Annotated in this window: 20 protein-coding genes; 7 read left to right on the top strand and 13 right to left on the bottom strand. The window is 59.9% G+C overall.

Annotated features, from left to right (window positions below; translation table 11 throughout):
• Positions 1-952 precede the first annotated feature (952 nt).
• Positions 953-1,375: a hypothetical protein gene (locus C2846_RS03305; protein WP_080050575.1), complete on the top strand. Its 423-nt coding sequence runs from the start codon at positions 953-955 to the stop codon at positions 1,373-1,375.
• 7 nt (positions 1,376-1,382) lie between these two features.
• On the opposite strand, the gene C2846_RS03300 is transcribed toward C2846_RS03305, so the two are convergent.
• Positions 1,383-2,567, bottom strand: a complete 1,185-nt coding sequence (locus C2846_RS03300) for a GGDEF domain-containing protein (RefSeq protein ID WP_119700655.1) — start codon at positions 2,565-2,567, stop codon at positions 1,383-1,385.
• Between the two features lie 186 nt (positions 2,568-2,753).
• Here C2846_RS03300 and C2846_RS03295 point away from each other — a divergent pair, with 186 nt between their 5' ends.
• Positions 2,754-4,034 carry an ABC transporter substrate-binding protein gene (locus C2846_RS03295; RefSeq protein ID WP_119700654.1) on the top strand — a complete coding sequence of 427 codons (1,281 nt, stop codon included), beginning with the start codon at positions 2,754-2,756 and terminating at the stop codon, positions 4,032-4,034.
• Here the strand turns inward: C2846_RS03295 and C2846_RS03290 are convergent.
• Both C2846_RS03290 and C2846_RS03285 read right to left on the bottom strand, forming a co-directional pair.
• The gene (locus C2846_RS03290; RefSeq protein WP_080050572.1) at positions 4,027-7,080 is read right to left on the bottom strand and encodes an efflux RND transporter permease subunit; all 3,054 of its coding nucleotides are present in this window, start codon (positions 7,078-7,080) and stop codon (positions 4,027-4,029) included. The two genes, C2846_RS03295 and C2846_RS03290, sit on opposite strands and share 8 nt — an antisense overlap.
• On the bottom strand, positions 7,077-8,132 hold the full coding sequence (locus tag C2846_RS03285) for an efflux RND transporter periplasmic adaptor subunit (protein ID WP_119700653.1): 1,056 nt from the start codon (positions 8,130-8,132) through the stop codon (positions 7,077-7,079). Before C2846_RS03285 ends, C2846_RS03290 begins: the two co-directional genes overlap by 4 nt.
• Positions 8,133-8,237: 105 nt before the next feature.
• On the opposite strand from C2846_RS03285, the gene C2846_RS03280 reads away from it, so the two are divergent.
• Positions 8,238-8,891, top strand: a complete 654-nt coding sequence (locus C2846_RS03280; protein ID WP_165443747.1) for a TetR/AcrR family transcriptional regulator — start codon at positions 8,238-8,240, stop codon at positions 8,889-8,891.
• A gap of 5 nt (positions 8,892-8,896) precedes the next feature.
• Here C2846_RS03280 and C2846_RS03275 read toward each other — a convergent pair whose 3' ends face one another.
• The 4 genes from C2846_RS03275 to C2846_RS03260 all read right to left on the bottom strand — a co-directional run bounded on the left by C2846_RS03275 (position 8,897) and on the right by C2846_RS03260 (position 12,806).
• Positions 8,897-9,904, bottom strand: a complete 1,008-nt coding sequence (locus C2846_RS03275) for an ArsA family ATPase (protein ID WP_080050569.1) — start codon at positions 9,902-9,904, stop codon at positions 8,897-8,899.
• Between the two features lie 24 nt (positions 9,905-9,928).
• Complete coding sequence (locus C2846_RS03270; RefSeq protein ID WP_095625468.1) at positions 9,929-10,186, bottom strand: cory-CC-star protein; 258 nt, start codon at positions 10,184-10,186, stop codon at positions 9,929-9,931.
• A 28-nt stretch (positions 10,187-10,214) separates the two neighbouring features.
• Entirely contained in the window at positions 10,215-11,894 is a 1,680-nt protein-coding gene (locus C2846_RS03265) for a carbon starvation CstA family protein (protein WP_095625469.1), read from the bottom strand.
• 228 nt (positions 11,895-12,122) lie between these two features.
• The gene (locus tag C2846_RS03260; RefSeq protein ID WP_119700652.1) at positions 12,123-12,806 is read right to left on the bottom strand and encodes a type 1 glutamine amidotransferase; all 684 of its coding nucleotides are present in this window, start codon (positions 12,804-12,806) and stop codon (positions 12,123-12,125) included.
• A 332-nt stretch (positions 12,807-13,138) separates the two neighbouring features.
• Here C2846_RS03260 and C2846_RS03255 point away from each other — a divergent pair, with 332 nt between their 5' ends.
• Complete coding sequence (locus C2846_RS03255) at positions 13,139-14,932, top strand: arylsulfatase (RefSeq protein ID WP_119700651.1); 1,794 nt, start codon at positions 13,139-13,141, stop codon at positions 14,930-14,932.
• Here the strand turns inward: C2846_RS03255 and corA are convergent, their stop codons facing one another.
• The 6 genes from corA to C2846_RS03225 form a co-directional block, all read right to left on the bottom strand.
• Entirely contained in the window at positions 14,933-15,994 is a 1,062-nt protein-coding gene (corA, locus tag C2846_RS03250; protein ID WP_080050564.1) for a magnesium/cobalt transporter CorA, read from the bottom strand.
• A gap of 65 nt (positions 15,995-16,059) precedes the next feature.
• A complete protein-coding gene (gene cysG, locus C2846_RS03245; RefSeq protein WP_119700650.1) occupies positions 16,060-17,475 on the bottom strand; it encodes a siroheme synthase CysG in 1,416 nt (471 codons plus the stop codon).
• A 9-nt stretch (positions 17,476-17,484) separates the two neighbouring features.
• Complete coding sequence (gene serS / locus C2846_RS03240; RefSeq protein WP_080050562.1) at positions 17,485-18,768, bottom strand: serine--tRNA ligase; 1,284 nt, start codon at positions 18,766-18,768, stop codon at positions 17,485-17,487.
• Positions 18,769-18,990: 222 nt separating this feature from the next.
• The gene (locus tag C2846_RS03235) at positions 18,991-20,265 is read right to left on the bottom strand and encodes a replication-associated recombination protein A (RefSeq protein ID WP_119700695.1); all 1,275 of its coding nucleotides are present in this window, start codon (positions 20,263-20,265) and stop codon (positions 18,991-18,993) included.
• A gap of 54 nt (positions 20,266-20,319) precedes the next feature.
• A complete protein-coding gene (gene lolA / locus C2846_RS03230; protein ID WP_080050561.1) occupies positions 20,320-20,958 on the bottom strand; it encodes an outer membrane lipoprotein periplasmic chaperone LolA in 639 nt (212 codons plus the stop codon).
• Positions 20,959-20,975: 17 nt separating this feature from the next.
• A complete protein-coding gene (locus tag C2846_RS03225; RefSeq protein ID WP_080050560.1) occupies positions 20,976-23,369 on the bottom strand; it encodes a DNA translocase FtsK in 2,394 nt (797 codons plus the stop codon).
• A gap of 174 nt (positions 23,370-23,543) precedes the next feature.
• On the opposite strand from C2846_RS03225, the gene aat reads away from it, so the two are divergent.
• The 3 genes from aat to infA all read left to right on the top strand — a co-directional run bounded on the left by aat (position 23,544) and on the right by infA (position 25,366).
• A complete protein-coding gene (aat, locus tag C2846_RS03220) occupies positions 23,544-24,242 on the top strand; it encodes a leucyl/phenylalanyl-tRNA--protein transferase (protein WP_119700649.1) in 699 nt (232 codons plus the stop codon).
• A 57-nt stretch (positions 24,243-24,299) separates the two neighbouring features.
• Positions 24,300-25,007: an arginyltransferase gene (locus C2846_RS03215; RefSeq protein ID WP_119700648.1), complete on the top strand. Its 708-nt coding sequence runs from the start codon at positions 24,300-24,302 to the stop codon at positions 25,005-25,007.
• Between the two features lie 140 nt (positions 25,008-25,147).
• A complete protein-coding gene (gene infA / locus C2846_RS03210) occupies positions 25,148-25,366 on the top strand; it encodes a translation initiation factor IF-1 (protein ID WP_080050557.1) in 219 nt (72 codons plus the stop codon).
• Positions 25,367-25,809: the final 443 nt, after the last annotated feature.

Below are 25,809 nucleotides of genomic sequence, written 5' to 3'. Positions count from 1 at the left end.
AAGTGTGCGTCGAACCGGGAAAAGCGTGACACTTTGAACTCATCCTTGAGCGGCTGCTCACGCATACTCTGCACCAGTTCGGCCAGGGCGCTGGTGGCGAATGGTCCATCGCGCAATGAAGTGGCGAAAACCGGCCCCTTGTTGACGCTATAGATCACCTCAAGGCTGGCAGCATCAATCAGCATCAGGTCGTGATAACCATAGCGCTGGGTGATTTCCCGGTAGCTTTCCTGATAACGGCGATGTTGCTGGCCATAGATGGTCGCATCGTCCCGATCGACCAACTCACCCAACTGATCGGCCGGATTGGGGTTGTCGTGCACATAAAACTGTTGGATCAGCAGTCCCTCATAGCGGGTCGCTTCGATCCAGCTCTCATAATCAGCGCGCTGGCCCTGTGTCTGGGCTCCGTACAGGGGCTGATAGTGACTGGCGTACCAGTCCTTCATGCTGGCCTTGAGTTGATCCAGGCTCGGCGCCGAAACTTCATAGCGAAAGGACACAAAGGGCCGAACAAATCCATAGACCGCTTCCTGGGTCAGACGGTTGTTGGCCATCGACAGCAATAGGTCATGGTGACTCTCAAGCTGCAGGCTGAGGCTGGTCTGGCGACCGGCGGCCACTGCCTGAAACTGCTGCTCGACACTGTGCTCTACCACCTCGGAGCTGCGCTCCAGCGCCTGCCAACCGGTGATTCCCGCCGCGATGACCACGGCCATGAGAGTGAGCAGCGAAACGCCAAGCATCAGGCGGGTTGCGATTGTCATACGAGTGAATTTCCAACTGCGAGGTTGGGCATCACTCTATGTCATCAAGATGACAGCACCATGACAAACGCCATCAAAAGGCCATGCCTGAACATCTGCTAATAAAAAGGTAACAGAGCTTTAACCGAGCCCGGACATGCGCCGTGAATATGGGATAATCCGCGTCTTTAACCCTGAGAGGCCACATGAACTCGACCACCAGCAAGCCCCAACGGCATATCCCCGCCTGGATCAAATGGACATTCATGCTGGTACTGCTGGCCGGCGTCAGCGCGGTGGTCATCCAGCAACTGCCCAGAGCCGGCATTTCCACCGATCTGTCCGGCATAGGCCAGGGCAAGCCGGTACTGGTACTAACCCGCGACATCCATTACCTGGGCGGGGCCGAAGTCCTGGAGTATCTCAAACAGCTCAACCCAGAGTATCAGACCCGTCTGGACATGCGCATCGCCCACCAGGGTCAGCCTGACGGGCAGGCCTTTGCCGACCGGTACAGCACCTACGACGGTGATCTGGTATTGCTCAATGGTGCAGGTGAAGAAATCGGCCGTCTGCAACAACCTGGCAATCTTCAGGCGGTTCGCCAACTGCTGAGTCAGGCTGAATAGACCTGCCTCAGACGATCGCCCCCTCCAGCGCCGACAGTCGCAGGCCGTCGGCCTGTTCGGTCCGGTTGCGACCATTCTGTTTGGCCCGGTATAGCGCCTGGTCTGCCTGCTCCAACAGGCTGTAAAGCGTTTCAGCCGGGTCATGACAGGTTTGCGCCAGACCAATCGACACCGTGGTAGCCAGCGGCCCGTTGGGCGTATCGAGCACCACCTCGGCCCAGGAGCGTCGAATCCTCTCGGCCATGCTCTGCGCCTGGTCCCGATCGGTATCAGGCAGCAATACCACGAACTCTTCCCCCCCGAACCGGCAAATCAGGTCAGCCGTGCGGGCGTGGGCGTGCAAGTGTTCGGCGAAAGCGCCCAGCACCTGATCACCGGTCTTGTGACCATGCTGATCATTGATCGACTTGAATTTATCCAGATCCATAAGCAACAAGGTCAACGGCCGTTGCCCGCGCCGCCCCAAAGCCAGTGCATTCAGTGCTGCCTCTTCAAAAGCCCGACGGTTCAGCAGATCGGTCAATGGGTCACGGGTCGCCTGGCGACGCAGAGCCTGTTGCAGGCGCAGCGTGGTCAGAATCACGCACATCAGCGAGAACCCATAGAGAAATACCGTGCCCTCCAGGTAGTTCAGCGCCTCAATCTCAATTGCCTGCTCGAAGCTGGTCACCTGGCTGTAGTGGCTGTCGAACAGGTACAGCAACGTCCGGCGCAGATACACCAGACCGTGTACGCCCCAAAGCAGAGTCCAGAACAATGGCAGCAGCGGCTGACCAAGATTCAGCTTCCACAGCTCGCGGATGGTCAGCCCACACATAACAACTGCCACTGAGCTGTGGAACACGATGCTCCAACGTAGCAAATCGCTGAGTATGAAGAACGTCAGGCCCTGAGCCAGGCCTATCAGCATCATGACCAGCCAGAAACGCGGCAGTCGTTGCGAGAAGCGGTAACAGCGGGTGCCCCACCAGATCACGAAGTAGGCCTGGGTAATGGCTACAGCACTCAACCACAATGGCAATGGCGGGCTGGCGACCTGGAGGAAAAGACCGGTAAAGAAGCAGGCCAGACCCGCCGCCCAATAACGAATGGCCAGCACCTGGCGGTTGAGCAAACTGGCGATCAGCAAGCCCACCACGGAAACCACCGTGGCAAGTGCCAACACCAGCATGAGGGTTTTGATATCAAGCATGAAGGTCGCCGGGTTCCTTGGCGTATTGTAATGGCCGCCATCCTAATGCCTGCACGCAGCGGATACCAGTTCATTGATCGACTTCACAACCCTGTAAACACTCGACCAATAGGTAATGCCGGGCTGGTGCCAGTCCGTGTTATCCAGACAGGTGACACTCAAACAACAACAAAACAAGGATAGGCCATGAGTCGCCCCTCACTGAGCATTTTTTTCTTCGCCCCACTAAAACACCTGTTGTTGGTTGTGGCCCTGCTGGCAGCCTTCCCTGCCCTGGCTGCCGAGCCCATCGTGCTGGGTCTGAATGTTCCGCGTAGCGGCGAATACCGTGAAGAGGGACTGATGCAGATCCGTGGCGCGCTGCTGGCAGTGGAAGAACTCAACAATCGCGGCGGCGTACTTGGGCGGCCTCTGCAACTGATCGAAGCCGATAGCGCCTCGCGCCCGGCCCAGGCCGTTGCCAATGTCGATTCGTTGGTCGATCAGGGCGCAAGGATGCTGTTTGGGGGCGCCTCCAGCGCAGTTGCCATCGCCGCCGGCAAGCGTGCCGCCCAGCGTGGCGTGGTGTATTTCGGCACCCTGACCTACTCCAACGATACTACCGGCAAGGATGCCCATCGCTACATGTTCCGCGAGAGTTACAACGCCTGGATGGCCTCCAAGGTTCTGGGCGGCTATTTGCAGGAGCAACTGCCAGGACGCAGTTACTACTACGTGACCGCTGACTATACCTGGGGCCATACCACTGAAGCCTCAATGCGCCGCTTCACCGCCACCGAAGACAGCCGCCAGCATCCCGCCAGCCTGCTGTCATTCCCCGGCGCCACCCAGAGCGAGCTGCGTGCCGCCTTGCGTCAAGCTGCCGACGCCAAGCCGGATGTGCTGGTACTGGTGCTGTTCGGTGATCAGATGGTCAAGGCCATGCGCGTGGCCCATGAGTTCGGCCTGACTCGCAACTCCCAGATCGTGGTTCCCAACATTACCTTGAGCATGGTCGAGCAGGTTGGCCCGGCGATCATGGAGGGCGTGCTGGCTGGCTCCGCCTGGACCTGGAACCTGCCCTTCGAGCTGGGCAATCAGCGCGGCCAGGCTTTTGTTCGCGACTTCGCCGAGCGCTATCAGAGCTACCCGTCAACCTCGGCGGCCTCAGCTTACAGCATTGTCTATCAATGGGCAGAGGCGGTTACCCGCAACGGCACACTGGCCAGTGAAGCACTGATCAGTGCTCTGGAAGACCATGAGTATCAACTGCTCAAAGACGCACAGCGCTGGCGCGGGTTTGATCACCAGAATGTGCAAAGCGTCTATGCTGTGCGGATCAAGCCCCGGGCTGAGGTCATGCGCGACCCCATGCGCCAGGACTATTTCGAGATCGTCAGCCGGCTGGCCGGTGAACAGGCCGTTATCTCACACCCGGAGTGGCTGGCCGAGCGCCGTGCCCACGGCCAGCCGGAACAACTCAGGTAGCCCTTACCCGGAACCACAGCGCATAGAGCGCCGGCAGGAAAAACAGGGTAATCAGGGTCCCGACCAAAGTTCCGCCGATCAGCACATAGGCCATCGGCCCCCAGAACGCATCGAAAGTCAGGGGGACGAAGGCCAGTGCCGCCGCCAACGCGGTCAACAGAACCGGCCGGGTACGCTGTACCGTCGCTTCGACCAGAGCCGTATGCCGGGCCATGCCAGCTTGCAGGTTGTCATCGATCTGCTGGGCCAGAATCAGCGTGTTGCGCATCAGGATTCCAGCCAGCCCGGTCAGCCCCAGCAGCGCAACAAACCCGAACGGCTGATTTCCGACCAACAGGGCCAGCGTCGCCCCGATCACCCCCAGCGGCGCAGTTGCCAGTACCATGAAAGTCCCGGAGAAGCTGCGCATCTGCAGCATGATCACCACCAGCATCAGCGCCAGCATCACCGGCTGAACCTTGCGGATCGACTCCTGCCCCTTGGCCGATTGCTCCACAGTGCCGCCAATATCCAGGTAGTAGCCCGGCGGCAAGGCTGCTCGCAGTTCAGCCAGATCACGCCACAGGGCCCAGGTCACGTCCGGCGGCTGGGCACCCTGAACATCGGCCTGCACGGTGATATAGGGTTCACGGGTGTAACGCTTGAGTACCGGGTCTTCGCTGTCGAGCCGAATCAACCCTGCCTGGGCCAGGCTGATACTGCGCCCGTCGGCCGTGCGAATCGGCAGGTCCGCCAGTTCGCCCAGACCACTGCCATCGCCACGCAGCACCAACTGCACACTGCGCACGTCCTGACGCAGTTGGGTGACCGGCACCCCACCCCATTGCAGCTGTAGCTGGCGCGCCAGCTCACGGGGTGTCAGACCAATCGCGCGCAGGCGTTCAGGGTCAATATCCAGACGCACCGAAGGTACCCGCTCGCCCCAGTCCAGGTGGGCATCAACGATATGCGGATGAGCCTGTAGCACCTCACGCACCTGAGCAGCGAAGGCACGCAGTTGCATTGGGTCAGGACCAAGCACTCTGAAACTCACCGGCCAGGTCACTGGCGGGCCAAATACCAGCCGATGCACCCGCACCCGAGCCTCGCCAAACTCGCCGGCGGCAACCCGTTGCCGTAAAGCCTGCATGATCCGATCACGCCCGGCAGCATCCTCGGCAATCGCAATCAGTTTGGCAAAGGCCGGGTTGGCCTGTTCCGGATTCAATGACAGGAAGAACCGCGGCGCCCCGGCACCGATATAGCTCGACAGTGACAGTACATCCGGGTCTTCCACCAGAACCGCCTCAACCCGCCGTGCCAGCGCCTCGGTGGTGGTCATGCTGGAGCCTTCGGGCATGTAGATATCGACCAGCACTTCGGGTCGGTCCGATGAGGGGAAAAATTGCTTCTGTACCGGCCCCATCATTCCCAATACTGCCAGCACAAACAAACCAAAGGTGGCCAGCACTACCGTCTTGCGGTAACGCACACAGTTCTGGATCAGTTGGCGAAACCGCTGATAACCGGCGCTCTGGTACTGGCCCTGGTGTGACTGAGAAGACTTGGGCACGTCCTTGAGCAGAACCACGCCCAGAAACGGGGTAAACACCACCGCCACCAGCCATGAGGCCAGCAGCGCAAAGGCCAATACCCAGAAAATATTGCCGGTGTACTCACCTACACCGGAGCGGGCAAAACCAATAGGCACAAAGCCGATAATGGTCACCAGGGTGCCAGACAGCATGGGCGCGGCGGTCACCGTCCAGGCATGGGCGGCGGCCTTGACCCGGTCCCAGCCCTCCTCCATTTTCACCAACATCATCTCGATGGCGATGATCGCATCATCCACCAGCAAGCCCAGAGCAATGATCAACGCCCCCAGGGTGATCCGGTCCAGATTCATCCCGCGCATCAGCATCAACATGAAGGTGATGCCCAGAGTCAGCGGCACGGCAATACCGACAATCAGACCCGGGCGCAAACCGATACTGGCAAAGCTGACCAGCATCACCACCAGCACCGCCAGCAGGAACTTGTACTGGAACAGCTCAACCGCCCGGGTGATGGCCTCGCGCTGGTTGGTGACCTGGCGCAGCTCCATACCCAGCGGCATACCGGCCACCAGTTGCTGATGCTTCTCGGCCAGGCGCTGGCCCACTTCCAGACCATTCTCGCCAGCCTGCATTACTACCCCGATCAACAACGCCTCTTCACCGAAGGCGCGTACCAGATAGCTCGCGGGCTCCTCGTAACCACGCTGAACCTCAGCGACATCGCCCAGCCGAATCAGCCGCTCACCGATACGCAACGGCACCGCCGCAATGGCTTCAAGGTCGGCCAGATCGGCATCCAGACGCCAGTACAGACGAGGCCCGGCTGTCTCGATCAGGCCTGCCGGCAGCAAGCGGTTATAGGCATCCAGTGCATCGCCGATCTGCTCCAGGGTAACTCCCATTTGCGCCAGTTGGTGCTGATCGACATCGACAAACACCTGTTCACGGCGCTCACCGATTACCCGCACTTTCTGCACCCCGGCTACCCGACTGAACTGATCGCGCAGTTGCTCGGCCTCACGCACCAGTTGCCGGGCCGGCAGACCCGGTGCTGTGAGGGCATACAGCGAAAAGTACACATCGGAAAAGTCATCATTGACGAATGGCCCCTGAACCCCCGGCGGCAGGTTGGCCACTTCGTCCTGCATGCGCTTGCGAATTTCATAGAACAGTTGCGGCAAGGCACTGGAGGGGGTGTAGTCCTGAAAGGTCACCTGCATATCGACCCGGCCAGGACGAGCCGTGGTCTGCACCTTGTCGAAATAGGCCACTTCCTGCAGGCGCTTTTCCAGCGGGTCCGCCACCTGCTGCTGCATCTGCAGCGCACTGGCGCCCGGCCAGGCCGCAGTTACCACCGTGGTGCGTACGGTAAAGCTCGGATCTTCGGCGCGCCCCAGGGCCAGAAAGGCATACAGCCCGGCCAGCGAGATCAACAGCAGGAAAAACAGGGTGACCGAGCGCTCGCGTACTGCCAGGGCCGAGACGTTGAAGCGCAAAGGGTCAAGACTCATGGCAGCACCTCGACCCGCTGACCATCCTCGAGCAGGTGCGCGCCCAGCGCCACCACCTGCGCTCCAGCAGCCAGAGCACTGCGCACGTAGGCTTGCTCGGTGTCAGTGCGAACCAGTTCGACCGGCTGTCGGTGTACCCGCCCTTCTTCGATAACCCAGACCCCGAGCCCCTGGCCACGATCAATCAGGGCGCCCAAAGGCAAGCTCAGCAACAACTCACTGTCCGTGCCGGTTTGACCATTCAGGTGCAGCGTTACACTGCTTCCCAGAGGCCAGTCGCTGGCTTGCTGCTCGATCACGAAACGGGCCCGCCAACTACGGGTCTGGGGATCGGCCGAACCGGCCATTTCACGCAGTGTCACATTGGCTTGTTGGCCATTGCCAAACAGCTCTACACGGCCCTGCTGTGGGATGCTGCGCCGACGCAGCTCGGGAATGAATGCCTCGACCTCGCGGAGCCCGTCATAGGCCAGTTGAGCCACACTCTGCCCGGCCGCCACCACCTGCCCGACCTGGCCACTGACCTCAACCAGAATGCCACTGGCCGGCGCTCGCAACTCGGCATAATCCCGAGCACTGCGGGCCTGCTCAAGTGCCGCTTCGGCGCTGCGCATGGCTTCACGCGCAGCCCGGGCACTGGCGGCAGCATCCTCGTACACCTGCAATGGCACCAGATCCTGTTCACGCAGGGTTGCCAGCCGGCGCCGATTGGCCTCGGCGTTATCAGCCTGAGCCCTGGCCGCGCTCAAAGCCGCCTGGGCCGCATTGAGTTGCTGGCGAATGTCCCTTGGGTCCAGTCGCAACAACACATCACCAGCCTCAACCCGCTCGCCAGCCTGCACCAGCCGCTCACTGATTTCGCCAGGCAGACGGAATGCCAGGCTGGCCTGATGCCGGGCTTGTACCGTACCGTTCAACGTCCAGTGCCGCTCCGCACCCGCCTGCACCTCGACTGCTCGGACTTTGACTACCTGTTGAGTTGGCGGCGCTGCCGCATCAGAACCGCAACCAGCCAGCAAAACCAAGCCCATAACCGGGACGAAAATACGCATAGCCTGTTAACCTTGTTGTTGGCTTTAGTCAGGCCGATAATTACAGAACGGTGCCGTGCAGTAAATAGCATGACCGGAGCATTACTCGCATAGATGGATAACAATATGGCCCCAGCCAGCAAGCTTTCCGGTAAACGATCCAGTGGCAATGGACCCGGTCGCCCAGTAGATCCACGCAAGCTGGATGACATCCTTGAAGCGGCGCTGGAAAGCATTGCCGAGGGTGATCCGCAATTTGGCATGGAGTCGGTGGCGCGCCGCGCCGGTGTGGCCAAGGGCACGCTCTACCGTTATTTCGACAATGCCGAAGCGCTGTTGCAGGCAGTGCTGGAACGCCATCACCAGACCATGGTCGGGCACCTGCCCGAACACAACGGTTCACTGGATGACCTGCGCACGCAGTTGGTCGCTCTGGGCGAGCACCTGCTGGATTTTCTGACTAGTGAACGGGGCATCAAAATCATGCGCTCGATCATTGCCCATGGTGCACGACATGGCGAACACGGTCGCATGATCTACCGAGACGGTCCCTGGGCCTTTGTCCTGCGTGCGGCACAGTATCTGGAAACCGCAGCGGCCCGTGGGCAGATCCAGCTTGATGACCCCGTTGAAAGTGCCGAACAACTGATCGGCCTGTGGAAAGGTTCGTTGATTACCGGGCTGATGATGAATGGCTGCGACGTGCCGGACAGTGCCGCACGCCGGCGCCGGGTCGAACGCGGGGTAGATCTGCTATTGCGCGCTCACTCACGTAGCTAAGGAACCTAAAACCCCAGGCGTTCTAATTGCCCGGCCACCTCCTGCAAAGCCTCCAACCCCTGCACGTCGGTCTCCATCCAGGGCAGGCGCGGCCGAGGCAAGCGGGCCAGTTCCTGATCGATCCGCTCCAGATAGGTCGCTTCCTGCTCCCGCCGACGGCGCAGAAACTCGCCATCGGCATCTTCGGGAATCACCCGGTTGACCAAGGTCGCCACCACCGGAATACCTACGGATTCAAGCGTCGCCACCGCTCGAACGGTTTCCAGAATCGGCAACCGCTCGGGCGTAAGCACGAACAGAAAGCCACTTTCCTTCGGATCTTCCAGATGACGCCGGGCCTGATGGAACAGCCGTCGCCGGTTGATCAGGGTCTGCGCCACCTCACGGGTGCGCTCATCCAGATCACTGAACTGGTCCTTGTCCGGATCATCGAACGGGGTCGGCATATCACGACCGCTTTTCGGCGTCAGATGCTTGAGCACCTTGCCCAACTCCTGGGATTTGCGATTGTGTGCCAGCAAACCATCGGTCCAGGCCGCCATGGCCTCCGGCAAGGTCAGCAGCCGCAGGGTGTGTCCGGTCGGAGCGGTATCGAAGATGATCAGGTCATACTCAGACTCCCGATCATTGATCAACCGGGCGATCCGTTCCAACAAAGCTGCTTCCTGAGTACCGGGCGACTGGCGGGTCAACTGCATCTGCCGCTCCAGCTCCGGCATCATGGTTGAGGAAGCAAAGCGGCGCATCTGCCCCAGCACCCGCTTGAGATGGCTGTCCACCTCGGCATCAGGATCAATCTCAATGGCATCCAGATTAGGCAACACCCGGGTAGCACTGTCGTCCAGCTCACGGCCCAGGGCATCCCCCAGGCTGTGCGCCGGGTCGGTCGACACCACCAGGCAACGTTTACCCCGGGAGGCGGCCAACACCGCCAGAGCTGAAGATACGGTGGTCTTGCCCACCCCACCCTTTCCACCAACCCAGACCAAGCGTCGGTCTAGCAAATCGAACATGCGAATATCCCTGCCGTATGCGGCTCAGCAACAACGAAAATGATCCAGCGGCGAATGTTCCATCCCCATCCGTCGATGCCAGTCATGGAAGCGCTCGAGCAGCAGTGGTTGCAACTCTAGGGTGTAATACGAAGCGGGATTCGGCACGCCCATCAATTCAGAGAACACCAGCAACATGAACAGGTCATCCTCATCGCGCCGGGCCCGGGCTATGGCACCCCGATAGCGTGAGCTGTAGACCTCTTCAGCAAAGAAGCGGGCCTGGCTGAGCCAGGCCCGCATATCTTTCGGTGGCTTGGAAGCCTTCATGCTACTGAGACTCGCTGGCCACCGCAGCGCGATGACGTTTGAGCGCCGCGGCACATTCCAGTGCCACCAGTATCGCGGCAATCAGCACTACGATATCCAGCCCCAGCAGGAAGTAGTTGCCCTGCTCGTAGAAGGTGCGCAACTGGAACAGCAGCGCCGTCACGGTCATCACCAGCAGGAAGCACAGCGGTACCAGGGTAAACCACATGGGCCGGCGCAGGTGAACCAGCATGACAGTGATCACCAGCAGAGTCAGGCCCGCCAGCAACTGGTTGGTAGTACCGAACAGCGGCCAGATGATCATGCCGCCTGAACCATCGGCACCACCGGCACCAAAGGCCAGCAACAGACAGGAGCCTACGGCCAGCAGAGTTGCCGGCAGCGGCTTCTTCATCCATTCCTGCTTATAGATTTCACCCCACTCCTGGAAGATGTAGCGCTGCAGACGCAGGCCGGTATCCATAGTGGTACCGGCAAACAGCGCAGCCATTACGGTCAGCAAGGTTGCTGCGGTAACTTCCGGCATACCCAAACCATGGTGAATGATGTAAGCACCGCCCTGTACGAAGGCAGTTACACCGCCCTGGCCGAAGGCATGGTACATGGCTTGCCAATCAGCCAGGCTGGCAAAGCCGGCAGTGGCGACCAGAATCGCGGCCAGCGCCAGACCGCCTTCGCCCATGGCACCGAAGTAACCGACAAACCGGGCGTCAGGCTCACGATTGAGCTGCTTGGAGGTAGTACCCGAGGACACCAGACCATGGAAGCCAGAAATCGCACCACAGGCGATGGTCACAAACAGCAAGGGGACCAGCGAAGGCGTTCCCGGCGGTACATCGCTGTTGAACATCGGCGCGACCATGGTCGGATTAAGCATCACCACCGCGCCATACAGCACGAACAGACCGACGAACAGTTGCAGGCCGTTGATATAGTCACGCGGCTGCAGCAGTACCCAGACCGGCAGTACCGAAGCAATCGCGGCATAGACGAACAACAGCAGGATCCAGGTAGCGTTGCCGGACACGCCCGGCAGCACTTCAGCCGGCATTTGCAGCGGCATGGAAGGGCCTGCCCAGATCAGCGCGTACAGGGCAATCACCCCGAGGATTGAGACCACCGGCAGGCTGAGAATCCGCCGATAGATCACCTGACCGATGATCAAGGCAACGAAGATCGCCCCCCAGACCGGCACCACCGCCGTCGGAAAGCTCATCATCAAGCGCGCGATAACCACCGCGAACACCGCATTGACCATCAGCAGCACGAGGAAGATCACGATCATGAAAATGCTGCGAGCCCGCTTGCCGACCACATCGCCGGTCAAGGCGCCGACCGACTTGGCCTTATTGCGCACGCTGGCCCAGATCGCCCCGGCATCGTGCACACCGGCAAAGAAGATAGTACCAAGAACGACCCAGGCAAACGCCGGCCCCCAGCCCCAGATCACCGCGATCGCCGGGCCGACAATCGGCGCCGCACCAGCTACCGAAGTAAAATGGTGACCCCAGAGCACGAATTTGTTGGTCGGAACAAAATCGACGCCATCTTCGTATTCATGGGCGGGTGTTTTGAAATCGGGATCGAGGCGATAGATCTTTTCCGCGATGAACTTGGAGTAAATGAAATACCCCAGCGCCATCATGGCCAGACCCGCGAACATCACGATCATGGCACTCATGCAAGGCTCCTGCTTATTGGTTTAGTTATGAACTCGCAAGCTTCAAAGACCTGCCCCACCAGTTCAATATAGACAAAGGTCGTATTGATCGTGCCGAATTCAGCCAGAACTCCACAAATAGGTCAAACCAATGACCCGCAAACTCCTCCCAAAGCCCCATTCCAGAGTGAATACTCGGACAAAGCATAGATACCGGCACAGCCTTGGCCGTGCTCGTCAGTGGACGAGCTACGCCAGAAGATAGTCGAGCAGATTTTCCAGCAAGGCGCCGGTCTGGGCCAATTGCTCGGTACTGACAGCCAGAATGTGCTCGGCCGGCTGCACATACTGATCAGCCGTCAGGTCATCCTCGGCCTGCTCGACGAACTCGCGCAACAGCTCCGGCGTGGCTTCGGGGTGGAACTGCAAGCCAATCACATTGCGCCCCAACTGGAATGCCTGGTGCTCGCAACCCGGGCTGCGGGCCAGATGCACTGCACCAGGTGGCAAGTCAAAGGTCTCACCATGCCAGTGCAACACCAGTACCTGCGCCGGAAACTGCCAGTTCTCGGCTCCGGCCCCAACAGCCTGGACCGGAAACCAGCCAATTTCCCGCAGATGATTGGGGTACACCCTGGCCCCCTGACTACAGGCAATCAACTGAGCGCCCAGGCAAATTCCCAGGACCGGCAGGCCTGCGGCTATCGCCCCGGCAATAAAGGCCTTTTCGGCGACCAGCCAGGGAAACTGGGCCTCATCATTGACGCTCATTGGCCCGCCCATCACGATCAGCAGATCGATATCGGCCAATGCCGGCAGGCTCTCATTGGCAAACAGCCGGGTAACGCTAATCTGATAGCCCCGGGCAAGCAGAGCCGGCTCAAGCCGCCCCAATCCTTCAAAGGGTGCGTGTTGGAGATAATGGGCGCGCATGCATCCTCCTGGCAAAAGCGCTGAACAGGGCTGTCAATGTAGCAGTGCAGGCCTTTCCCCGGAACATTGTGTTTAAGAAACAGTGCCAACGAATGCTCGGCCATGAGCCAACTCTGCGCTATGCTCCAGAGAAACACTGATTAGCTGCACGAAAGCTCAGTAGCCCGGTTGGCGCTGACCTGTTCTGGACCGTTAGATGCCAGGGATGGCATCTACGAGCCCCCAGGGAAGGGTTTACGGCGTGTCCAGAACAGGTCAGCGCCAATCGGGCAGACTCTGAACTCGATCTAACCAGTGCTCCCATAACAACAACGACAAAGCGGACTACTTGCATGTTCAGACTCCCTCCCCTGGCCCGGCTGTTGGGCGCTCTTGCATTACTGGCGCCGTTATCCGCCCTGGCAGACACCCGCCCCAACATTCTGCTGATCGTTGCCGATGACCTGGGATTTTCCGACCCCGGTGTTTATGGCGGCGAGATCAGCACCCCGAATATCGACGCGCTGGCCGCCGAAGGCCTGCAGTTCAGCAACTTCAACGTGTCAGCCACCTGCTCACCAACCCGGGCAATGCTGATGACCGGCGTCACCAGTCACAAGGTCGGCATGGGCAACATGAAGGAGATCATGGCCGACAACCAGAAAGGCCAGCCCGGCTACGAAACCTGGCTCAACGATCAGGCCGTTACCCTACCAACCTTGCTAAGCGACGCTGGCTACCGCACCTACATGGCCGGGAAATGGCATCTGGGCGAACGGGCGCAAAGCCTGCCCAGCGCCAGAGGTTTCCAGCGCTCGGTCGCCCTGCTCGAAAGCGGCGCCGACAACTGGGAAGCCAAACACTATCTGCCTGCCGGAACCGCAACCTGGCTCGAGGATGGCCAACCGATCAACCTGCCGGATGACTTCTATTCCTCGTTCTACTATGCCGACAAGCTGATCGAATACCTGAGCAGCGAAGCGGACAGCGACAAGCCGTTCTTCGCCTATCTTGCCTTCCAGGCCGTGCATGCGCCGCATCATGCTCCGGAAGCCTATGTAGAAAAATACGCCGAGACCTACCAGGACGGCTGGGACGTCATTCGCCAGCGCCGCTATGAGCGGCTGACTGCCATGGGAGTACTGCCCCGCACCGCAGAATCGGTAGTCACCAGTGACTGGGGGACCTTCTATGACACGCCGTCCATCGACTGGGACAGCCTCAGTGATGACGAGCGCGCCTATCGTGCTCGCCAGATGGCAGTATTCGCCGCCATGGCCGAAGCCATGGATGAAAGCATCGGCCGGGTCATTGAGCACCTCAAGGCCAGCGGCGAATATGACAACACCCTGGTCATCTTCATGAGCGACAACGGCGGCGAATCTACGGTGCTGACCGAGATAGCACCGCTGTTCTATCGCCTGCGTTACGACCACGACTACACAGACCTGGGGCGCCCCGGTAGCTGGAGCGAGTACGGCCCTGGCTGGGCCTACGCCTCCAACTCGCCGTTCTACTCCTACAAGGGATCACCGTTCAACGGCGGCTTGCGGGTACCTATGATCATGCGTTACCCCGGCGTCATCGAGCCTGGCTCACGCACCGGTGCTTTCGGCTATGTGACCGATATCGCCCCAACCCTGTTGGAGCTGACCAACACCCCAGCGCCGGACGGCGAGTACCAGGGCCGCCCAGTGCATCGCATCATGGGCACCAGCATGGTTCCGCTGCTGCGCGGTGAGAGTGAGCGTATCCATGCCCCCGAGGAGGTCATTGTCTATGAGCTGGCGGGTGGCATCGCCATCTGGCAGGGTGACTACAAACTAGTGACATCGCGTTCAAGCGCCATTGCCGCCCGCCCCGGCACCCTGCTGTTCAACCTGCGTGATGACCCACTGGAGCGCCATGACCTGTCAGAGCAGCAACCTGAGCGGGTGGCGGCACTGATGCAGGCCTATCGCAGTTTCGTGGCCGAGCACGGGCTGGTTGAGGTGCCGGATGACTACAACGCCTGGGATCAATTGAATCGCAACGCCCGGGAACAATTGCTCGCCCGCCATGCAGACAAGTTACTGCTGGGCGCCATCATTGTGCTGCTGTTTTTCGGCTGGCGTCTGCATGCCCGCTGGCGCCGTCGGCGGCGCTGATCAGAGCCAGTGCCTGCGTCGGAACGCAATCAGCAGACCAATCGCGATCATCAGCATCAACACCAGCACTGCCGGATAGGCCCATGGCCAGGCCAATTCCGGCATATGCTCGAAATTCATGCCATAGACACCTGCCAGAAACGTCAGCGGCATGAACAGCGTGGCGATGATGGTCAGCACCTTCATCACCTGGTTCATCCGGTTGCTGGTGCTGGACAGATAGAGATCAAGCATGCCAACCAGCAGCTCACGCAGGGTGTCGATGGTATCGAGCACATGGATGGTGTGGTCGTAAACATCACGCAGGAACAACCGGGTTTCGGCGCTGATCAGCGGACTCTCATCACGTGACAGTCGACTCAGCACCTCGCGCAGCGGCCAGATCGACTTGCGCAGCAGCAGCATTTCCCGCTTGAAGTGATGGATACGACCCAGTGTCGTCGGGGTCGGGTTGTCGATCAGCTCATCCTCGAGCCGCTCGATATGCTCGCTGAGCTGTTCCAGAACTACGAAGTAGTGATCGACCACCGCATCAAGCAAGGCATAACCCAGGTAGTCGGCTTGCATGAAGCGAATCCGCCGGCCGTTGCGCAAACGCTCCCTGACCCCATCAAACACATCGCCCGGATGCTCCTGGAGTGACAGAACAAAGTGCTGGCCCAGGATCAGGCTGAGTTGCTCGGAGTGAATCTGCTGTTCCTGCTCATCGAAACGCAGCATTCGCAACACCAGGTAGAGATAGCCGTCGTAATCTTCGACCTTGGGTCGCTGGTCAGTATTGAGGATATCTTCCATGACCAGTGGATGCAGCTTGAAGCCCTTGCCCAGGGCCTCGATCACGTCGGCCTGATGCACACCATCGACATTGAGCCAGGCGACCCGGCCTCCATTGGGCTCATGGTACTGACCGGCATCATGGATGCGCCGGTCATCGAGCCCTTCGGCGTCATACTCAATCACCCTGATCGCCGCCAGATCATCACGGGGCTGGCCGATATGCATCAAGGTGCCGGGGGCCTTGCCGGCTTTGCGACTGCGTTTGGCTACCAGCTTGCGTGCCATCGATTATTCCTTGTCCCTGAGCGTCACTTGCAGCCTAGCAGCAATAACCAGACAGCACGGCAGGGTTACAGAACCCCACCAGCCCCGGATTCCACCTGCTCCGGCTTGAACCACTTGAGCTTGTCATGCAGTTGCACCACTTCACCAACGATAAGTAATGTAGGTGGCTTGATTTCTGTATTTTCAACCAGTTGAGGCATAGTCTTGAGTGTTCCTATCAAGACTTTCTGGTTGCTGGTCGTACCCTGCTGAACCAGCGCCATCGGGGTATTTTCATCACGCCCATGGCTTATCAGACCGGCACAGATATCAGCCAGGCCAACCAGCCCCATGTAAAATACCAGCGTCTGTCCCGGGGCAACCAGATCGTTCCAGGGCAAATCGGTACTGCCATCCTTGCGATGGCCGGTGACAAAGCGCACCGATTGGGCATGGTCGCGGTGGGTCAGCGGAATACCAGCATAGGCCGAACAGCCATTGGCGGCGGTAATCCCCGGCACAACCTGAAAGGCTACGCCATTGGCCGCCAGTTCTTCGATTTCTTCACCACCACGACCGAAAATGAACGGGTCACCGCCCTTCAGGCGCAATACACGCTTGCCCTGCCTGGCCAGATCGACCAGCAACTGGTTGATCTGCTCCTGCGGCACCGCATGCTCGGCCCGGGCCTTGCCGACATAAATGCGCTCGGCGTCACGCCGGCACAGGTCGATGATCGCCGGAGCCACCAGGCGGTCGTAGAGCACCACATCCGCCTGCTGCATCAGACGCAGCGCCCGGAACGTCAGCAAATCGGGATCACCGGGGCCAGCACCAACCAGATAAACCTCGCCCTGATAGCCCTGCCCGGCCTGCTCGGCCAGGCGACGCTCCAGCAAACGTTCGGCCGCCTCATCCTGACCGGCAAAAATCCGCTCAGCAATATCGCCCTGGAATACGTTCTCCCAGAATACCCGGCGCTGATTGATCTGCGGGAAGGCAGCCTTGACCTTGTCACGAAAACGCTTGGCCAATTGCGCCAGCCTGCCGTAGCTGTGCGGAAACAGGGTTTCGATCCGGGCCCGGGTCAGGCGCGCCAGCACTGGCGCATGACTGCCGCTGGACACCGCGATCATCAAGGGGGAACGGTCGACAATCGCGGGAAAGATCACCGTACACAGTTGCGGCGCATCCACCGCGTTGACCGGTAGCTGGCGCGCCTGGGCATCTGCCGAAACCTGAGCGTTCAGTGCCTGATCATCAGTGGCGGCTATCACCAGTTGGGTATCATTCAGATCAGCCGATTGATACCCCCGCACCAGACACTCGCCACCGCCCTGCTCAACCAGGGTCTCGAGCTGCGGCTCAATCTGCGGCGCCACCACGCGCAAACGTGCGCCGGCCTCGCTCAGCAGTCGAGCCTTGCGCAGGGCAATTTCTCCACCACCAACCACCAGGACCAGGCGGCCCTGCAGATTGTGAAACAGCGGGAGATATTCCATCAGTGTTTCCTAACCAATCCGCTCAAGCCCGCCCATGTAACCACGCAGCGCCTCGGGAACGGTCACGCTGCCATCGGCCTGCTGGTAGTTTTCCAGAATCGCCACCAGCGTCCGCCCAACCGCCAGCCCAGAGCCATTGAGGGTATGGACCAGTTCCGGCTTGCCGGTTTCAGGGTTACGCCAGCGCGCCTGCATGCGCCGGGCCTGGAAGTCGCCACAATTGGAGCAGGAAGAAATTTCCCGGTATTTGCCCTGGCTGGGAATCCAGACTTCCAGATCGTAGGTCTTGGTCGCGCCAAAGCCCATGTCGCCGGTACACAGCGCCAGGGTCCGGAATGGCAGCTCCAGCCGCTTGAGCACATCTTCGGCATGGCCGGTCAGCTCCTCCAGCGCCTGGGCTGAGGTTTCCGGCTGAACAATCTGCACCATCTCGACCTTGTCGAACTGGTGCTGGCGAATCATCCCGCGGGTATCACGGCCTGCCGAGCCGGCTTCACTGCGAAAACACGGTGTATGCGCAGTCAGGCGCAGCGGCAGCTTGGCAGCGTCGAGGATTTCACCGCTGACCATATTGGTCAGCGACACCTCGGCGGTGGGGATCAGGTACAGATCGCGCTGGTCTTCACCACGCGGCACCTTGAACAGATCCTCTTCGAACTTGGGCAACTGGCCCGTGCCCTGCAAGGCTTCAGCCTGTACCAGATAAGGCGTATAGACTTCTTCATAGCCGTGCTCGTTGACATGCAAGTCCAGCATGAACTGGGCCAGAGCCCGATGCAGACGGGCAATCGGCCCGCGCATCAGGGCGAACCGGGCGCCGGACAGCTTTGCCGCTGTTTCAAAGTCCAGATAGCCATGCCGCTCACCAATGGCGACATGATCACTCACCTCGAAATCGAACTCGCGCGGAGTGCCCCAGCGTCGTATTTCAACGTTGGCCTCTTCGTCCTCACCCACCGGCACGCTGTCGTCCGGCAGGTTGGGAATGGTCAACAGCAGCGCATCCAGCTCGGCCTGGATCTGATCCAGCTCATGCTTGGCATCGCTCAGCTCCTGCCCCATGCGATCGACATCCGCCAGCAGCGGCTGGATATCCTCACCGCGCGCCTTGGCCTGGCCAATCGCCTTGGAACGACTGTTACGCTCAGCCTGCAGGCTCTCGGTGCGAGTCTGGACGGTCTTGCGCCGTGATTCCAGCGACTCCAGCAGACTGACATCAAGGGCATAACCGCGGGTGGCAAGGCGTTCAGCGATCTGTTGCGTTTGGCTGCGGACCAGTTTCGGATCAAGCATGAGGCATCATCTTTTCAGTTACGGGTGAATAGGCTGGCTAGTGTATACCGATCCGCCCAGGCTGCGAACCGCATACGCAGTACAGAGAGTCGGCGTTTGTTCTCTTTCGTCATCACCAGCGGCGCAGCTGCGTGGTGGTCCATGGCCTGTGAATGGATTGCTTCGGCGCTACGCTTCTCGCAATGACGGCGGGTGCAGCTTAAGGGCGACGGTGGGGCCGGCTTAACGGCGTTGCCTGCTGCTAGCCTTGTCCAGGCTGCGCAGGTGCTCAAGCTTCTGGGCGATCTTGCTTTCCAGCCCACGCGGCACCGGATGGTAGTACTGACGAGGCTCCAGCGCCTCGGGGAAGTAGTCTTCACCGGCGGCATAGGCCTCCGGCTCGTCATGGGCGTAGCGATAGCCTTCGCTGTAACCCAGCTCCTTCATCAATTTGGTCGGCGCATTACGCAGGTGCAGCGGTGGCTCATGCGAAGGCTGCTCAGACACATCCTTCATAGCGTTGTTGAAGGCCTTGTACACCGCATTGCTCTTGGGCGCGCAGGCCAGATACACCAGCGCCTGAGCCACCGCCAGCTCGCCTTCCGGGCTGCCAAGGCGCTCCTGCACATCCCAAGCATTAAGCGCCAGGGTCAGGGCCCGTGGGTCGGCATTGCCGATATCCTCACTGGCCATACGCACTACCCGGCGAGCGATATAGAGCGGATCGCAGCCACCATCGAGCATCCGGGCGAACCAGTACAGAGTCGCGTCAGGGTTGGAGCCGCGCACCGATTTGTGTAGTGCGGAAATCTGATCGTAAAAAGCCTCGCCACCCTTGTCGAAACGTCGACGAGTGTCATTGAGCAGATCAGCGACCAGCTCGGTACCAATCGTGCCGCCATCCTCGACCAGATCGGCGGCGATCTCCAGCAGGTTGAGCAGCCGGCGGGCATCGCCATCGGCGGCTCCCAACAAAATCTGCTGCGCTTCGTCGCTGATCGACAGCTGGTGCTGACCCAGCCCGCGCTCGGCATCGCTTAGCGCACGCTTGAGCAAATCAGCCAACGCCTGCTCATCCAGCGACTTGAGCACATAGACCCTGGCACGCGACAGCAAGGCGTTGTTCAGCTCAAACGACGGGTTTTCGGTAGTAGCACCAATGAACAGCACGGTGCCGTCTTCGACATAGGGCAGAAAGGCATCCTGCTGAGCCTTGTTGAAGCGATGCACTTCATCGACGAACAGAATGGTCTGACGTCCACTCTGGGCCGCATGCTGGCGGGCTTCATCGACCGCCGCGCGAATATCCTTGACCCCTGCCAGCACCGCCGACAGGGTTACGAAATGGGCATCAGCCAGGGTCGCCAGGAGTTTGGCCAAGGTGGTCTTGCCTACCCCTGGCGGCCCCCAGAAAATCATCGAATGCAGGGCGCCCTGCTCCAATGCCACCCGCAATGGCCGCCCCGGGCCCAGCAGATGGCTCTGGCCAGCGTACTCATCCAGACTGCGCGGACGCATCCGCGCTGCCAACGGCTGATGAGCCGGCGTATCAGGAAACAGGCCGGCCACGACTTACTCGCTGATCACATCGACACCTTCCGGAATCTCGAAGGTGAACTGGGCTTCATCCATGGCTGGGTTGAGCTGGACATTGGTGAACAGGATATTGGTCCGCTGACCAATGGGATCGCTCATCTGCATATCGTTGATCAGCCCATCACGGAACGACAGCCGCAAGGTTTCAAACAGCGTGTCGGCCGCCTTGGGCGTCAGGGTGAAATCGACCACGCTGCCGCCTTCGGTCCAGGCAATCTCGAAATTGTCCTGCAGGGTGCTGACATCACCGGACAGCAGCAGCGCCGGGGTATGGGTCAGGCGCTGATCCATTTCCTGAACGGTAACCTGCATCAGGTCCGGGTCATACAGCCAGACCTGCCGGCCATCGGACACCAGCAACTGCTCCAGCGGCGGATCAGTGTGCCAGCGAAACTTCCCCGGACGCTTGAGCGTCATGCTGCCCGTAGTTTCCTGCAGGCTGGCGCCATTGCTACTGAGGGTCATCTGGGAGAAGTTGGCAGTCAGGGTTTGAGCCTGGGACAGCAGCTGATTGAGGCGCTCAGCCGCCTTGGCCTGATCGTCAGCCTGGGCCAGCAACGGCATGGCAGCCAGACAGACACCGGCAAGCAGCGGACGCAACAGTGTTTTCAGCATGATAGGAGGGTTCTCCGTTAATCACGTAAGGGGGCTGGCGCGATCACCTCGCGCGAGCCGTTGGTATTCATGGGTGTCACCACGCCAGCCATTTCCATGGCCTCGATCATCCTCGCGGCGCGGTTATAACCGATTTTCAGCTTGCGCTGCACGGCCGAAATCGAAGCCCGGCGACTCTCGGTGACGAACTGCACGGCCTGGTCGTAAAGCGGATCGTCTTCCAGGTCATCACCGCCACCACCGGAGCCGCCACTCTCGTAGCTGCCGCCACCGCCGTCATCCACACCATCGACGATATCCTGTATGTAGTCAGGCTCGCCGCGCTGCTTCCACTCATCCACCAGCCGGTGCACTTCATCGTCGGAAACAAAGGCGCCATGCACACGCACCGGCAGGCTGGTGCCCGGCGGCATGAACAGCATGTCACCATGCCCCAGCAACTGCTCGGCACCACCCTGATCGAGAATGGTGCGCGAATCGATCTTGCTCGACACCTGGAACGCCATCCGGGTCGGGATATTGGCCTTGATCAGACCGGTGATCACGTCCACCGATGGCCGCTGGGTCGCCAGAATCAGGTGGATACCGGCAGCCCGGGCCTTCTGGGCGATCCGCGCGATCAGCTCTTCGACCTTCTTGCCGACGATCATCATCATGTCAGCGAACTCGTCGATCACCACCACGATGATCGGCAGGCTTTCCAGCAAGGGCGGCTCATCTTCCATCGACTCGCGCCGGTACAGCGGGTCGGTCAGCGGCGTGCCGGCCTTCTGGGCATCCTTGACCTTGCGGTTGAAGCCAGCCAGGTTACGCACCCCCATGGCCGCCATCAGCTTGTAGCGGCGCTCCATCTCGGCCACGCACCAACGCAGCGCATTGGCCGCTTCTTTCATGTCGGTCACCACCGGCGCCAACAGATGCGGGATACCTTCGTAGATCGACAGTTCGAGCATCTTCGGGTCGATCATGATCAGCCGCACTTCATCCGGGCCGGCCTTGAACAGGATCGACAGCAGCATGGCGTTGACCCCAACCGACTTACCTGAACCCGTGGTACCGGCCACTAGCAGGTGCGGCATCTTGGCCAGGTCAGCCATCACCGGGTGGCCGCCAATATCGTGGCCCAGCGCCAGGGTAACCGGCGACTGCGCCTCATCGAACTCGCGGGTCTCCAACACCTCGGACAACCGCACAATTTCACGGTCTTCGTTGGGAATCTCGATACCTACCGTGGTCTTGCCGGGAATCACTTCAACCACCCGCACACTTATGACCGCCAGCGAGCGCGCCAGATCCTTAGCCAGGTTGGAAATTTTGCTGACCTTGACCCCAGGCGCCGGCTGAATTTCAAAACGGGTGATCACCGGACCGGGCTGAACCTTTTCGACCTCGGCTTCGACCCCGAAATCCTTGAGTTTGAGTTCCAGCAGCCGCGACATGCCTTCCAGCGACTCAGGGGAAAAGCCCTTGGTCTTTTTGCTGGCCGGGTCCAGCAACGAGATCGGCGGCAACGAGCCGGGCTCAACCGCATCGAAAAGCTTGGACTGCTTCTCCTTCTGCAGCCGCACACTGGCCTGGGCCGGTTTCGGGTCCGGCGGCACGATCTGCGGCGGCTGGCGATGCTCCTGGGCGGCCACATGCTTGGCCAACGCTTCCTGACGCTGCGAACGAGCCTGTTCGGCGCGCTTTTGCTCCTCAGCCGACACCGCCGGCTCACGGCGCGGCGCACTACGCACCGGCTCGCCTTCAGCCAGACGCTGGTCAGCCTTGCGCGCCCGCCAGTTGAGCCAGGCACGCTTGAGCAGATCGAGCAGATCCAGGGTAATGCGCCCGGTCAGGTCCATAACCTTGAACCAGGACAGATTGGTGAAAACCGTGATGCCGAACAGGAACAACGTCAGAAACAGCAAGGTGCTGCCTTGCATGTTCAGCACCGGATAACTGATCTCGCGCAGCAGTTGACCCAGCACCCCGCCCGCCCCGGCACCTTCTGGAAAACCGGCAGGCACACCACCATGCAGAGCCGCCAGGGCCGTACCGGCCAGCAGCGTCAGCACAAAACCGATCAGCCTCCAGGAAAACAGCCAGCCATTCCAGACCAGCGGCTGATGGCGGCGACGGAACATCTGCCAGACCTTGACCGCGACAATCACCGGAAACAGATAAGCCAGGTACCCGAGTACCAGCAGCAGCACATCGGCGATCCAGGCGCCCATCCGCCCACCGGCGTTGTGCACATCCACAACATCACCGCTGCGGGTCCAGCCCGGGTCAGCTGTATGGTAAGTGGACAGCGCCATGAACAAGTACAGACACAGTGCAATCATCGCCAACAGGGCGCCCTCACGCAGGCGCAGACTCAACTGCTCACGCCAGGCAATCGGGGCTTTCTGTGCTTGGGTATCCTTCAAAACGCAGTCTTCCGTATCAATTCAATCGGCTATTGTAACAGTGGGAGTCAGGATTATAACGATTGACCACCCACGCGCGTTTGCGTTCCATCACGCATTGACACTATCTTGATAAGGGACAATAGCTTATACACGCTTCTTGATAAACCGTTTGAAAGGCCGGACATTGCACACATGGGCCACCTGACCTGGCTTAATCCGCACACACTGGAGTTTCCACCCGCCGACATGGCGCTGGATGACCCTAATGGCCTATTGGCGCTGGGCGGCGACCTCTCGCCACAACGGCTGATCCGCGCTTATCGACTGGGTATTTTCCCCTGGTACCAGGATGGTCAACCCTTGCTCTGGTGGTGCCCCAACCCGCGTACCGTGCTGTTTCCCGATAAGCTGCACATTTCCCGCAGCATGAACAAGTTCCTCCGACACACCACCTTCAGCACCAGCTATGACCGCTGCTTCGACCAGGTATTGAGGCAGTGCGCGGCCCCCCGCCCCTACTCGGAGGGCACCTGGATCACCGACGAGATGCAGCAGGCCTATCGGCAACTGCACCGGATGGGTATTGCCCACTCCGTCGAAGTCTGGGATCAAGATGAACTGGTTGGCGGACTTTACGGCCTCGCGCTGGGCCGGGTCTTTTTCGGCGAGTCGATGTTCAGCCTGCGCAGCAACGCCTCAAAGACCGGCTTCATTCATATGACCAGTGAGTTGCAGCGCGCCGGGTTTGCCCTGATCGATTGTCAGATGCCTACCGATCACCTGTTCAGCCTGGGCGCCGAATCGATCGAACGATCCGACTTTCTCCAGCTCCTGCGCCAGTTCTGCCCTGAAAAGGCAGATAATCACTGGCCATGGACAGGTGGCCTTTGAAGCCCCGCAGGCGCCGCTCTATACTTGGCGGAGTAGCCTGAAGCGCGACACACTCCCATGACTGACCTGGCCCAGCTCAAGTTCTATGCGACTCAACCGCATACCTGCAGTTACCTGCCAGACGAGCAGGCGACCACCCTGTTTCTCGACCCCCAACAACCCATTGACCTGATCACCTACAGCCAACTGTCCGAACTGGGCTTTCGCCGCAGCGGCGATCACCTTTATCGTCCGCATTGCCGGCACTGTAACGCCTGCATCGCTGCCAGAATCCCGGTCACAGCTTTCAAACCCAGCAGCCAGCAGCGCCGCATCATCAAGCGCAACCGCGACATCACCGTCACGTCCTGTCGCCCGCATCTCAGCGATGAAGCCTATCACCTGTACGCGCGCTATATCGAAGCGCGACATGCCGATGGTGACATGTACCCACCCAGCCGTGAGCAGTTCAGCTCGTTCCTGGTCCGTGACTGGTCGTTCAGCATGTTCTACGAGTTTCGCCTGGATGGCCACCTCGTCGCGGTAGCTGTCACCGACCGCATGAACAACGGCCTGTCGGCGGTCTACACCTTCTACGCCCCCGAACTGCCCAAACGCAGCCTGGGACGCTATGCAATTCTCTGGCAGATCGAAGAGGCCAAACGCTGCCAACTGGAAGCACTGTATCTGGGCTACTGGATCAAGAGCTGCAGGAAAATGAACTACAAGACCGAGTATCGGCCGCTGGAAATGCTGGTCAACCAACGCTGGATCCTGATCAACTGAACAGCCGCCAGGCCATCAACCTGCAAAATAAACCCGGCTAAACTTGGCTCTTTGCTGCTTTTAAGGCACAATTGCTCACCTTTTTTGCGGGCACCTCTATTTGCCCGCCTGCAAACAGATACCTGAGAGGCCCTTGCTGAATGGCGAAAGAAGACAGTATTGAAATGGAAGGCACCATCATCGACACCTTGCCGAACACCATGTTCCGTGTGGAGCTGGAGAACGGCCACGTCGTGACTGCCCATATTTCAGGCAAGATGCGCAAGAACTACATCCGCATCCTGACCGGTGACAAGGTGCGGGTTGAACTGACCCCCTATGACCTGACCAAGGGTCGCATCACCTATCGCGCCCGCTGAAAGCTACCTACGCTTTCAGCCTGTCTCGACCAGGCTCCCAGAAACAAAAACCAGCCAGACAAGACCAAGCCGTTAACAAAAGCGAGTAGAGCGGCCACCGAGGCCACAACTCACGAAGACCTTCGATAAAAAGCCGCGGAAAACTTTCCCGTGGCTTACTCTATTTCGGCTTTCATATAGCACTCTTCGAGCCATATGAGCAGCCAAACCCACAAACTCCGGCAGGACCGGCCGCTCCGAGAGCGCCCCGCCTATCGACGGAATCGACGTGAACTTCTGCAGAAACCCGATGTGTTCCTATTCCCGGGACGGTGACAACAGGCCCGGAGGCCTCCAATGTAATGATCCATCGAATTTTCCACACCTAAGCCGCTAATAGGGCTTTGCATCTCCGTCATACAATCCATACCGACCTGCACCGGCCAATTACTCAAGCCCGTCCG

This window comes from Pseudomonas jilinensis (genome assembly GCF_003586265.1).
Classification (GTDB): domain Bacteria; phylum Pseudomonadota; class Gammaproteobacteria; order Pseudomonadales; family Pseudomonadaceae; genus Halopseudomonas; species Halopseudomonas phragmitis.
The sequence above is the reverse complement of the archived record's forward strand: the minus strand, read 5'-3'. Positions and strand labels throughout refer to the sequence as shown.